Origin of the sequence: Coleofasciculus sp. G2-EDA-02 (assembly GCF_040226375.1) — a bacterium.
Taxonomy (GTDB): Bacteria; Cyanobacteriota; Cyanobacteriia; order Cyanobacteriales; family Coleofasciculaceae; genus Coleofasciculus.
Genome location: NZ_JAVKEW010000160.1, coordinates 1 through 12,657 on the forward strand (window position 1 = coordinate 1; position 12,657 = coordinate 12,657).

8 protein-coding genes are annotated in these 12,657 nt (G+C 42.7%); 2 read left to right on the forward strand and 6 right to left on the reverse strand.

Annotated elements, in window-relative coordinates; genetic code table 11:
- Positions 1 to 137: 137 nt before the first annotated feature.
- The 5 genes from RLO19_RS19440 to RLO19_RS19460 form a co-directional block, all read right to left on the reverse strand.
- The gene (locus RLO19_RS19440; protein ID WP_446359083.1) at positions 138 to 1,196 is read right to left on the reverse strand and encodes a chemotaxis protein CheW; all 1,059 of its coding nucleotides are present in this window, start codon (positions 1,194 to 1,196) and stop codon (positions 138 to 140) included.
- Positions 1,193 to 2,305 carry a CheR family methyltransferase gene (locus tag RLO19_RS19445; RefSeq protein ID WP_446359085.1) on the reverse strand — a complete coding sequence of 371 codons (1,113 nt, stop codon included), beginning with the start codon at positions 2,303 to 2,305 and terminating at the stop codon, positions 1,193 to 1,195. Before RLO19_RS19445 ends, RLO19_RS19440 begins: the two co-directional genes overlap by 4 nt.
- 18 nt (positions 2,306 to 2,323) lie before the next feature.
- A complete protein-coding gene (cheB, locus tag RLO19_RS19450) occupies positions 2,324 to 3,391 on the reverse strand; it encodes a chemotaxis-specific protein-glutamate methyltransferase CheB (RefSeq protein WP_446359087.1) in 1,068 nt (355 codons plus the stop codon).
- A gap of 245 nt (positions 3,392 to 3,636) precedes the next feature.
- Complete coding sequence (locus RLO19_RS19455) at positions 3,637 to 7,821, reverse strand: Hpt domain-containing protein (RefSeq protein ID WP_446359089.1); 4,185 nt, start codon at positions 7,819 to 7,821, stop codon at positions 3,637 to 3,639.
- Positions 7,822 to 8,140: 319 nt separating this feature from the next.
- The gene (locus RLO19_RS19460) at positions 8,141 to 10,033 is read right to left on the reverse strand and encodes a methyl-accepting chemotaxis protein (protein WP_446359091.1); all 1,893 of its coding nucleotides are present in this window, start codon (positions 10,031 to 10,033) and stop codon (positions 8,141 to 8,143) included.
- A gap of 1,095 nt (positions 10,034 to 11,128) precedes the next feature.
- On the opposite strand from RLO19_RS19460, the gene RLO19_RS19465 reads away from it, so the two are divergent.
- Entirely contained in the window at positions 11,129 to 11,419 is a 291-nt protein-coding gene (locus RLO19_RS19465) for a hypothetical protein (protein ID WP_446359093.1), read from the forward strand.
- A 102-nt stretch (positions 11,420 to 11,521) separates the two neighbouring features.
- On the opposite strand, the gene RLO19_RS19470 is transcribed toward RLO19_RS19465, so the two are convergent.
- Positions 11,522 to 11,677 (reverse strand): hypothetical protein, encoded by a 156-nt coding sequence (locus tag RLO19_RS19470; protein WP_446359094.1) that lies wholly within the window; start codon positions 11,675 to 11,677, stop codon positions 11,522 to 11,524.
- A 176-nt stretch (positions 11,678 to 11,853) separates the two neighbouring features.
- Between RLO19_RS19470 and RLO19_RS19475 the strand changes: the two genes are divergently transcribed.
- Entirely contained in the window at positions 11,854 to 12,492 is a 639-nt protein-coding gene (locus RLO19_RS19475; RefSeq protein WP_446359096.1) for a Uma2 family endonuclease, read from the forward strand.
- Positions 12,493 to 12,657 lie beyond the last annotated feature (165 nt).

Here is a 12,657-nt window from a genome sequence, read left to right on the forward strand (position 1 = left end):
GGACTCTGGGGGAAAGAAATTGGCTGTCAAGTCGGGCTGTCGGGGGCATTTTGCCTAGATAAGTGGCGCAGGGCAGCAATATCTAACAGCGATGTTGGAAGCCTACACCATAATCTTTGATTTGGTGTAGGAGGATGTCACATCCCTTGCTCAACGATTAAGCCACCATTCAAGAAAACTTTCCCTAAGTCCAGAATGCTCATTATTTTTTCAGCATAGACCGCTTCTCCTTGCAAATATTCATGATTTATGCTATTTGTATCAGGTGTCACGGCGATGATCTGGAGCGGATTTAGCAGGAACATCGATTCACGCACATCTTCCACAATTACACCCGCCAAAATCTCCTCAACCTCCACAATCAGCGCTTTAGAACTTGGAGTTATCGCCGCTAAGGGCAAATTCAACACCGGGCGAATATCCACTAAGGTGACAATTTCCCCGCGCAGATTCATGTTTCCCACAATATGAGGGGGACAACAAGGAATGGGAGTCACTTGTTGGATTTCGGTAAACTCCCGCACGATTCCTAAATCAATCCCGAATAACTGATGATTTAAGACAATAATTGTTAACGATTTTACCAGGGTTAAATCTTGGCTCTCGAATGGAAGCTTTAGACTATCGGCTCGTTCTCGGAATATTTCTCGTTCTTCTGGCGTCGCATTTGGGGCAAATACGGCTGGTTTGGCGAGGATTTCTTCACTCAATTGACTCGATGGAATTTCTTGGGTGAGATAGTTCTCGACTAGGTTAAATGTGTGGCTGTCTATCGAGCTTAACCAATTTTCAGGATCACTTAAAATCAGGATATCACCAGCGTGGCGTGTGAGTCCACCAATAACGCCGTTTTCCGTCACAGTTTGATGCGGAGCAAGTTCAGTTGTAATTTCATCTGGGGCTATCGTCAGGACTTCACAAACCTGATTGACAATAATGCCAATTTTGTTTTTTTCTCGTCTTAGAACGATAACACTGTCAGTTAAACGGTAGTCCGATGATTGTAAGCCTAAACTCTGATTAAAATCGGTAACGGGTATCATTTCTCCCCGCAAATTAACCACGCCAATCATTTTACGCGGAGCTTCTGGAATGGATACAAACTCTGGGAGCGGAAAGACTTCTTCTACGTAAGCTGTGCTGATCCCATACAGCCGATCATTTAAACCAAAGATAAAATAGGAATTGTCTTTCATAGAGAATCTTGATCAATAATATTTAATGAGGATTCGACTTGTTCAATCAGTTCAGATGCCGTTAAATTCCCCAGTTTTTGCAAGTGAGTATCTGGCGGTAACTGCTTGAGCAGATTCAATGCCACATGCTGCATTTTTATCGTATTTTTTTTTAGATCATCTTCAAGTGTTTCCGGATGAAAGGCTAAGGTATAATCGTCTTCTGTATCCCAAGTGAGTGGGCTAGGGACATCACCCACAGGCGTATAAACTAAACTCTCAGTCTGACGTTGATAAACCAGGGATTCGGGAAAAACGTTGGTTTGAAACTGCTTTAAAACTTGACCATACAGTTCAGAATGACCAGTAATCAGATATCCTAAGGGTTGGAGCGCATGGTAAAACTTATCCAAAACTTGGGCAATGGCGGAAGATTCAAAGTAAATAAAGACATTTCGACAAATAATTAAGTCAAAATCCTGTAAATCTAAGTGAGGTTGCGGCAGAGGATCTTTAACTAAATTGAGCTGTTGCCATTTGACTAAGGGTTTAATTTTGGGTTCAATCTGGTAGTGATTGTCAATGAATTGAAAATAATTCTGTTTAATCTGCGGATCAATACTTCGCAATGACCAAGCTCTGTAAGTTCCTTGTTTTGCTTTTTCTAAGGCATCTTGATTAATGTCTATACCAAAAATTCTTAAATTCCAGTTTTTGATATCAGGAATTAATTCGTTCAGCAGAATCGCCAGGGAATAGGGTTCTTCTCCCGTTGAACATCCCGCACTACAAATACGTAAGGTTTTATCTCCCTGATGACGCTGGATCAGTTCAGGCAAAATTTTAGTTCTGAGCAAACTACACTGTTCTTTATCTCGAAAAAAGTAACTTTCCAGATTAGTCAGCAAAACAACCAAATTTTTCCACTCTTGCTCAGCTTCCCAAGTTGGACAATTTAGCAACAGGTAATAATCTTCAGTAAATGTTAGTTTAATGTCCTTCATTCTAGAAAATATTTTCTCTTGTAAAGCGGCTTGATCTCGCTCTCTAATAACTAAACCAGTATGGTGAGCAATTAAGCGAATAAAGGCTTGTTTGATTTTAGGACTTAACTCATTTGGTGTTGACACATTCATTACCTAATCGGTTTACTGTACAATCGACTTTTTTTGTAAAAGTTCCAGCAACATCGGCGCGATCGCGTCCAAGGGTAAGACTTCCCTAGCCGCCCCTAAATCAATGGCTTCTTTGGGCATCCCGAAGATGATTGACGTGGCTTCATCTTGAGCAATGGTTAACCCGCCAGCTTGGGCAATTGCTAACATTCCTTTTGCTCCATCTCTACCCATTCCTGTTAATAATATTGCTGTACTTTTCTTGCCGTATACTTTGGCGACAGACTCAAATGTGACTGTTACTGATGGACGATGCCCGTCTAAAGCAGGTTTATCTGAGCAAATAAAATTACCCTGATTATTTAACTCTAAATGATGTTGCTCTGGAGGAAAATAAATGATTCCCGGTTGAGGTTTATATCCAGATTGGGCAATCTTGATCGGTAATTTGCACGTAGCAGACAACCAATCGATTAACCCCTGTAAAAAACCTTGACAAATGTGCTGAACACAAATTATGGGAACGGAAAAATTAGCTGGAAGTTGAGAGAGAATTTCCTGCAACGCCGGAGGTCCGCCAGTTGATGTGCCAATGGCAATTATTTTAGGTTTCGGATAGGATTTTGCTGGAGCAAACGTCAGATCTTGCAGATTTATCGGCTTAGGTTTAACTAAAAGCTTGGGTTTTTTCTTAAATACTGTAACGCCAGACAGGACAATGATTTTATTAATTAATTCTCGATTAAATGCCTGATTATTCATGGTTAATCCAGCAATCGGTTTGGGACAAATATCAACAGCCCCTGCTTCGAGAACATCAAAGATATGATGGGTATCTTCATGCTGTACTGAAACACTTAAGACTAGAATTGGTTTAGGATAGTGACTCATCACTTCAGTGGTGAATTCCAACCCATCCATCTGAGGCATGTGCAAGTCAGTACAAATCACATCGGGTTGAACTTTAGGAATTAGCCTCAACGCTTCTAACCCATTTGGGGCTTCTCCGACTACCTCAATTTGGGGGAATTCATTCAGAATTCGTCTGAGAATCACTAAAGATATTTTGGAGTCTTCAACTAATAAAACTTTAATCGTCATTGTTCATTTTTTATTCGGTTATATTTTAGGTTTTTGTAGTAATCGCTTTAGGGATTATGGCACTAAAGTGCCAACTACGTACAAACCTAACTCAATTAAACAAGGTTTTTGTAGTAATTGCTTTAGGGATTATGGCACTAAAGTGCCAACTACGTACAAGCCCAACTCAATTAAACAAGGTTTTTGTAGTAATTGCTTTAGCGATTATGGCACTAAAGTGCCAACTACGTACAAATCAAACTCAATTAAACAAGTCGGCTTAAGGTTTCCAAAAGAAATGCTTGGTTAAATTTACCTTTAATAATGTAAGCATCCGCTCCTGCTTGGGCACCCCGTTGCTGATCTGCTTCTGAATCCAAAGTAGTTACCAAAATAATCGGTAAGTCTTGATAGTCTCGATGCTGGCGAATTTTTGCCGTTAGCGATAACCCATCTAAATGAGGCATTTCTACATCAGAAACCACCGCATCAAAATGACGGCTTCTGAGTTTTGTATAACCCTCTAATCCATCCACAGCAATCACCACTTCATATCCCGCTCGTTCTAAAAGTCGTTTTTCTTGAGTACGAACCGCAAGGGAATCTTCGACTAAAAGAATCGTAGGTTTAGCTTGCACAACCGTCTTGGTTTGAACAGAAACCGTTGAGGGACTTTGTTTTTGCAGCGATTTAATTAAATCAGCCGGATTGAGAATCATACAAACATCGCCCGTGGGGAGAATAGTTGCACCCAAAACATTTCGCACCCGCTTTAATAACAAACTTTGAGGTTTGAGGGGGATTTCTTGGGTATCCAAAAGGCGATCCACTAAAAACCCAGAAAGTTCCTCTCCAACCTTGAGCAGAATACACGATCGCAACTCAGAAATCGGCGCTTCCTTTTTGGCGGTAAGGGCGTAGCTTGGTGAGTTTGACAGTTCCAATACATCGGCGAGATTGGCGACAGGAACCCTTTGATCCATCCACTTTAAACTCTCGCGCCCCTCAATGGTTTCTATTTCATCAGGAGAAAGGAGTAAACTGGTTTGGACAAATTCAATGGGGAGAGCTTGGGTAATTCCCTGAACCTCAACAAATAACGCATTAACCGTTGCCAAAGTTGTGCGAAGCTGGATACGAAACCTACTGCCTTGATTGGGAGTCGATTCAATCGCGATCGCGCCTTTGAGTCGTTCAATATTTGTCCGTACCACATCCAAGCCAATCCCCCTACCAGAAATTTCGGTAATAAAGGTTCGCGTGGAGAATCCTGGGGCAAAAATGAGTTCATAAATTTGGCTGGAATTCATCCGTTCCAGCTCATCGGGTTGGTAAAGTTTGCGTTTAATCGCCGTCTGCTTAATTTGTTCTAAGTCAAGCCCGCGCCCATCATCGGCGACTTCAATGACAATCATATTACCAATTAAATTACCCCGGAGCCAAATTTTTGCCACTGGAGGTTTACCCACTTTCTCGCGTTCCTCAGGTGTTTCCACCCCATGATCAATCGCGTTGCGAATCAGATGGGTTAAAGAATCTTTAATATCTTCCAGAATATTTTTATCCGCCATCGTGTCTCCCCCTTCAATCACTAACTCTACCTGTTTAGCCTGTTTCCGGGCTAAATCCCGCACCATACGCGGAAACAACTGGAAAATGGTAGACAGAGGTAATCGTCGGAGGGTTTGAATTCTCTCCCGTAAATCCTCAGCAATTAAATCCAAATTGGTGGTATTATCCTGAGTAGCGGTTCGCAAGGCGTTAATCTTTTGGTCTAAGCGTTCTTGGAATGGGTTAATTTCATTTGGTATCGCCTCACCGGATCGGGCTTGACGATAAAAGGCTTTCCATTCTTGCCAAAGTGTCACCAGTTCCTCAACTTCTGATGCTGTGTATGCAATGCGAAGTTTAGTTACATTCAGTTCCTCAGCTTGCGCCATTAAAGTATCCAACTCACGAGTGGGAACGCGAATTGTATCGATACGGTAGGCGTCACTAATTCCTGGGGTTTTGGATATCGAGGGTTGAGGGGGAAGGGGTTTAATCGGAATCGGTACAGCATCAGGTAAGCTAGGGGGAGAAACCGCTAGTAACTGATTGAGAACCTCCACAGTATTTACACCCGTTGGTTGACCCGTCACCGCTTCCTGTACCAGTTTACCCATTGCATCCAATCCTTGATACAAGCGATCGCTAATATCTGGGGTTAAAATTGTTGGCTTGAGTTTAATCCCCCCTAAAATCTCTTCAATGTGGTGAATTAAAGCTTCAACAGGTTCAACGCCTGCGCTTCTGGAGTCTCCTTTTAAACTATGAGCTTCTCGCAGTAATTCGTCTAAAATGGTTTGATTATCAGGATGCTTTTCTAATTGCAGTAATCCCGTTTCTAGTTTCTGTAAACGTTCAAAGCTGGCGAGTTTATAAACATCCCGCAGTTCCTCATCTTCAATCAACGTAGCGCTGAGGGGGCGCTGCGATGGGGAGGATTGGACATCAGGTAAACCCACAATCCTCAGGGAAGCCGGGGGAGAAATGGGCGGAGTCGCTGATTTGGAGACAGTTACCACAGGGGGTAATTGTGCTGAAGCCTCAATTGCGACGATTAATTGGTTGAGCACTTGCGCCGTATCGACTCCCTGGAGTTTACCCGTTACCGCTTCATCAACTAAGCGACTGATTGCCTCTAATGCATCATAGAGACTTTCACTGACTTTGACGGTAAAACCAAGCTGTTTAGATTTGATCCGATCAAAAATTTCTTCGATATGATGGGTTAGGGTTTCCACCGATTCGACGCCAACGCTACGAGAATCCCCTTTGAGACTATGGGCTTCCCGTAATAATTGATCTAAAGTAGCTTCATCATCAGGATCTTTTTCTAAATACAGTAACCCAGCTTCCAAAATCTGCAACCGTTCGGTACTACAGAGTTGATAAACCTCTCGTAGTTCTTGATCTTCGATAAAGCTAGGGGCGAGTTGAGGGGTAGGAGATGTTTGAGGTGGGGTGGGTTGAGTGAAGTGAACGTTATTAGTAAAACCCGCCCCGACAAACCCTGCTTCCTCTTGAATCGGAGCAGCCACAGCCGATTGTTGGCAATGTTCGAGTACAATAATTAATTGTTCCAACACCTGAGTCGTATCCACCACAATCGGTTGACCGGTTACCGCTTCTTGAACTAACTTGCTAATAGCATCTAATCCTTGATGTAAGGTTTGGCTGACGTGTTGGGTAAAAGCCGTGGGTTGGGATTTGAGGCTCTCGATAATTTCTTCCAGGGGATGAGCCAAAATTTCCACGGTTTCCACACCAACGCTACGAGAATCGCCTTTGAGACTATGAACTTCTCGCCGCAATTTCTCCCAGATGGCTTCGTTTTCTGGATTTTGGGCTAAATCACCTAACCCAGTTTCTAGGCTTTGCAACCGTTCACCACTGGCGAGTTGATACACCTGTCGTAATTCATCATCATCGATATAGCTTTCTGCTAATTCTGCTAATTCAGAGGATAGACATTCTTCTTTTGGAGTATCCTCCTGAACCGGAGAAGCCACAGCCGATTGTTGGCAATTTTCCAGCACCAGCATAAATTGTTCCAGTACCTGAGTGGTATCGACTAGACTGGGTTGACCGGTTACGGCTTCTTGGACTAATTTGCTAATAGCATTTAATCCTTGATTTAAGGTTTGGCTAACTTGGGGGGTAAAGGCGGTGGGTTGGGATTTGAGGCTTTCGATAATTTCTTCTAGGGGATGAGCCAGAATTTCCACGGTTTCCACGCCAACACTACGAGAATCACCCTTAATAGTATGGGCTTCCCGGCGCAATTGTTCCCAGATAGATTCATCTTCTGGATGTTTTGTCAAATGACGTAATCCAGCCTCTAGGCTTTGCAACCGTTCACCACTAGCAAGTTGATACACTTGTCGTAATTCATCATCATCGATATAGCTTTCGGCTAATTCAAATGATAGAGTTTCCACCGGAATGTCTCTACCTGCGCTCATTTCCTCTCCCTCTAGACGTTCCACCTTCACGTCTCTACCTACGGCTTTCTCTACTGGCTCAACAGCCATTTGTTGAAATTGATCCAGTATCTCAGCTAAATTTACACCACTAGGTTTACCGGTGACAGCTTCGGCGACGAAAAGACGAATTGCATCTAATCCGTGATCAAGAACTTGACTTACCGAGGGCGAAAAAACCAGCTTTTGGCGTTTAATTCGTCCCAGAGTCCATTCCATGCGATCGGCAAGGGTTTCTACAGCCTCAACGCCTAAACTTTTGGAGTCTCCTTTTAGGCTGTGAACGTCTCGCAGCAACTGTTCTAAAGTTGTCTCATTTTCTTGGTTTTTTTGTAGATGTTGCAAACCGACAGCGAGTTTCTCTAGACGTTCTTTGCCCGCCGTTTTATACAAATTTCGCAGTTCTTCATCGTCTATCATTGTCATTCGTCATTCGTCATTCGTCATTTGTCATTTGTCATTTGTCATTCGTCATTTATCATTTTTCATTTGTCCTTAGTTAGGGAACAGAGATCGGGTTTGTCGGGGCGGGTTTTACTATTATCGTTTCTTACCCTCACATTTAACTAAACCCACCCTGACTGAATGTTCCAGACGTAGCATAGTAATACCAAGTTGCATTCAAAGATATAACTTTCTCTTCCCCTGCTTCCAGACGTAGCATGCTACGTCTCTACAACCCCTGCTTTTCCTATCTACTATGTTTGAGCGCAACTCGGTATAAGTCTAGAACATCCCCGCACATTTAAACCATCTGTTGCAATTCCAAAGAGGTTTCGTTCAGTTGCTGAGTACCTATCTTGGTTTGATTAATACCCGTGGCGGTTTCTTTGGCGCCCTTATTAATGGTTTCCATTGCCTCAACGACTTGTTGAATCGCATCGACTTGCTGTTTCAAGTTCAGGGAGATTTGTTGATTGTTTAACACCACTTTGTCAACCGCATCGGCTACACCAGTGAAGGCGTCATTGGTTTTTTGGGCAATTTGTACACCGGATGCGACGGTTTTTGTGCCTTCATCAGTCACCATTACGGTTGAGTTGATCGCACTTTGAATTTCTGAAACCAGAAGACTAATTTTGTCGGCGGATTGTTGACTTTGATCGGCTAATTTACGAATTTCATTAGCAACCACAGAGAAGCCTTTACCATGTTCTCCCGCACGCACCGCTTCTACCGAGGAATTGAGGGCTAACATATTGGTTTTGTTAGCTAATTCAGACACCAACTGAGAAATACTACCAATTTGATTAGCCTGTTCAGAAAGACGAACAATCTGTTGTGCGATCGCGCCGACTTTATTTTCCAGAATGTACATCCCTTCAAGGGTTTCACCTACCGCTTGTGTTCCTCCCTGAGTCAGTTCTAGGGCTTTCTGAGCGGCGGATACAGCAGCCTTGGCTTGCTCGGCAGATTGTCGGGAGGAGGCTTCTAGCTCATCCATGGTGGTGGTGGTTTCATTCACCGAAGCCGCTTGCTGACTCGCCACCCGTTCTTGTTCTTCTAAAGTTGAAAAGATTTCTTGGCTAGCGGTGGAGATCCGAGTCACAATATGTTTGATTAAATCGGCTAGTTGGCGTGTCCGGAAAACACCTACAGGTAGCACGGCGGCGAGGGACATTAAAATAATCAGCGTCGCCACCAGTTTAAAGGCATTTACAGAAGCAAAAATCGTGCTTTTAGGAACAGTACGGATAGCCACTAAAAAGCCAGGTTGATTCGGTGCTGGATCAACTTTGGCATAGCTGATTAGTTCATTACTTCCTGTACCAATTAATCCCTGTTCACCTTGGAGAATTTGCTCAACAATTTGAGCGGGATAATCCTTTGCCAATGTTTCATCGGTATTCAGATCAAATCCCCACTCTTTCTCATCGTTAGGATGGGAGAGATAGTAGCCATCTGCATTAACCAGTAAGGCTGTTTCGCCCTTACTTAAATTAGCATCTTCGATAAATTGGAGGAACTGATTTGCAAAGACATTAGCAATCACAATCCCCTGTTTTTCCCCGGCTGAGTTAACAACAGGTGTGGCGTAGCGAATCACAGGTTTAAACGGCGTTTCGATTTTTCCGCGTTCCTGGTTCAGGTTCACCGGGGAGACATAAACCTCACCTGGAGCCAGTTTTATCGCTTCCGTAAAATAGTCGCGATCGCCTTTATTTTGCAACTCAGATTTTGGGATAACTGTTGTCGTCGTCCCATCGGAATCAACTCTTACCACTTCCTGACCGTTTTCGTCAAGAAACCGAAGCTGCATATATTCAGACTTCGCTTTCATTAGACTCGTAAAAATAGCCTCGGCTTGTTCTACCCAAGCATCAGCCGATTGATTGCTTTGCGAATCCGTTCCACCACCCGTTTCCGCTCGGATAATTCCTTGAATTGCGGGAATTTCACTTAGGAACAAAACATCCTCATTAATCCCTTCTAAGACAGCGCCAATATTTTCGGCGTCGTCAGCAACTTTATCCTCGAGTTGAGTTTCCGATAATTCGGATAGGGCGGTAGTGGACGAAAATATTCCATAAAGTCCCACAATCGAGACTGGAATAAGACTGCTTAAAAACAGCAGCAATAGGATTTGATTCTGAAGTTTTTTCTGGTTGGATAAATTTTTTAGAAATTTTGCCAACATGGCTGGTTACCTACCACTCTAGATTCTGTTGAACAATCCCGTCTCCCTACTGGAGATGGGAGGAGAGAAAATACAGTCCATTCATTTCCTGGAAAACTCCCCTAGTCCTCTGTTTTGCCAGATTAGAGGAGATTCTTAGCACAGGGATGGAATTGATTACGCCTTTACCGATAAATTTACTCAGGGCATTTTTCCTAAAATGTAAGCCAAACGTATTCCGCAAAATCGTAAGTCTGTCAAGGTGTAGATCATCGCTGGATACTTACCGTTTCGTTCAGTTGAATCCAAGGAAAGCTTGTTCAACAAGGTACAGGATGAATCAACAATCAACTTATAGCTATATCCCTGGCTTTTAAAGTTCCCTTTTTTTAAACCAGAGCTAGCCAATTGGAGGATTGGATTCAATACTTGGAGTAGTGTCTCAAACAACTGGGCTAATTTTTATAGCGTCAAGCTTTAAAATAAAAATTGAGCCGCCGCAAAATCAGAGCCAGTCAAGCTCCAATCATAGATAACCCTAATTTAACCAATCTGTAGGACAGGAGCCGATCATCTTTTTCGGCTGAATTGAGAACGGATAACTCAGCCTTCTAATAAATGCTGGGTTTGCTCAAGATTTAACCCAAATAACCTGACGAGGTATTGGCTTTGATTGACATACCTTCTATGGTAGCGCTTAACCAATACTACTATAGATACCCAGATTTTTATCCTAGCAGACCGTTTTATTCACTATCCCTATGCTATTGCAGCAGATTGATATTCAGCAACAAATTTATCAATTATTTATAATTTATGAACAAATAAATAAAAACCAGTATTTATGCTGATAATTTTTTAATTTCGTAAATTAAAATCTCATCTTCAAGCCGACAAAATTATATCTATATAAAATCCTGACTTATTCAGCGACGAGTAAAATTCAAATATCGCGAATTGTCATACATAAAATGACATACAATTGTCATACATTTAGAGTCAATGTATTACGATAAATAGTATCGGAACAAAACCTAAATTCGTAGTTGCGCTGTCTTCGCCATAAACCTTACATCACTGACTACTGGTGATCATTGGCATGTCCGAGCAGCAGCATTGGAGGAGTTAGCACGAGGCTGGAAAGATAAATCGGGGATATTTGAATTTATACGCGATCGCGCCGTAAATGACCCCTATCTTTTAAAAGACGAGACAAATCCTTTAAAAGATGAGACAAACAAGACACCTAATCCTCGTAAAACTGCACTTGAGGTAATTATTGAACAATATCTAAACCATCCCCAGACTCTACCATTACTGCGTAACCGAACCGAAAATGCTCCCGATGAGAAAGTCAGGAATTTTGCTCAGAATAAATTGGCACAATTAGAGAATCAAATGATCTAAACATGATATAATATTAAACATAAATTTTGTTTAAATAATTCAATCTAAACAACGTTATTGTTAAGTAAAATGGTACTGACTTTCAAGTTTGTAGTCAGCGCTTTAGCGCTTCTGGCACGCTTCGTGCCTACTACGAAACCAGCTTAAGTCAGCGACATTCGTGTTATTAAATGTGTAGGGGCGGGTTTCACAACTATCTTTTTGGTTGCACCCAGATGTGACTAAACCCGCCCCGACTAAGATGTTTAGACTTCCCATGCAAAGAAAGGGCGACCCGATCACATTGAATAGACACAGTTTTCAATTAGTGCAAGCGGGTCGCCCCTACAGGGGAATCATATTAGAGGGGCAAATTTTGATAGAATTTAATCAATATCCCTCAACGACAGCACAACAACATATAACTAAGTAAATTCAACTTAGGTTTTAATCCGATGACACTCACCAAAGAAGAAATTATTTATCCCTCTAGTGATGGTAAACCCATGGCAGACAGCACCATTCAATATCAATGGATTACCAAAATCCAAGGGGGCTGTGATGCTTTATTTAAAGATGACCCAAATGTATTTGTCGCCGGAGACTTACTTTGGTATCCTGTCGAAGGCAAGAACACCATATCCCAAGCGCCGGATGTAATGGTTGTGTTTGGCGTACCAAAAGGCGATCGTCGTTCCTACCTACAATGGCGCGAAAACAATATCCCGCCGCAGGTTGTCTTTGAAATCCGTTCCTATCATGACAGCCAGACTAAGATGGATAAAAAACTGGCATTTTATAACCGTTATGGTGTCGAAGAATATTACCTCTATGATCCAGACGATAAAGGTTTGAGAGGGTGGCAAAGAATTGAGGGACTATTAGAAGTCATTGAACCCATGTCCGGCTGGGTCAGTCCTCGCTTAACTGTGCGGTTTGAATTAACAGAAGCAGGGTTAGAATTATATCGACCTGATCGGCAACGGTTTTTGTCCTATTTGGAATTAGAACAACAGCGAGAACAAGAAGCTCAACGCGCTGAACGGTTAGCGGCAAAATTGCGGGAGTTGAATATCGATCCAGATAGTCTTTAAATTGGGCGCACATCGGTCATTCATGTCAACTTAAGCTACAGCCCTCACCCCCAGCCCCTCTCCATCCCCCCTAGCCCCCATCCCCCCTAGCCCCCATCCCCCCTAGCCCCCATCCCCCCTAGCCCCCCTTTGAAAGGGGGGTATAAAGGGGGGTATAAAGGGGGG

What these genes read in the sequence shown, in the direction of transcription:
- RLO19_RS19440 (WP_446359083.1), bottom strand. Translation starts at nt 1,196, where the DNA reads ATGAAAGACAATTCCTATTTTATCTTTGGTTTAAATGATCGGCTGTAT.
- cheB (WP_446359087.1), bottom strand. Translation starts at nt 3,391, where the DNA reads ATGACGATTAAAGTTTTATTAGTTGAAGACTCCAAAATATCTTTAGTG.
- RLO19_RS19455 (WP_446359089.1), bottom strand. Translation starts at nt 7,821, where the DNA reads ATGACAATGATAGACGATGAAGAACTGCGAAATTTGTATAAAACGGCG.
- RLO19_RS19460 (WP_446359091.1), bottom strand. Translation starts at nt 10,033, where the DNA reads ATGTTGGCAAAATTTCTAAAAAATTTATCCAACCAGAAAAAACTTCAG.
- RLO19_RS19470 (WP_446359094.1), bottom strand. Translation starts at nt 11,677, where the DNA reads ATGGGAAGTCTAAACATCTTAGTCGGGGCGGGTTTAGTCACATCTGGG.
- RLO19_RS19475 (WP_446359096.1), top strand. Translation starts at nt 11,854, where the DNA reads ATGACACTCACCAAAGAAGAAATTATTTATCCCTCTAGTGATGGTAAA.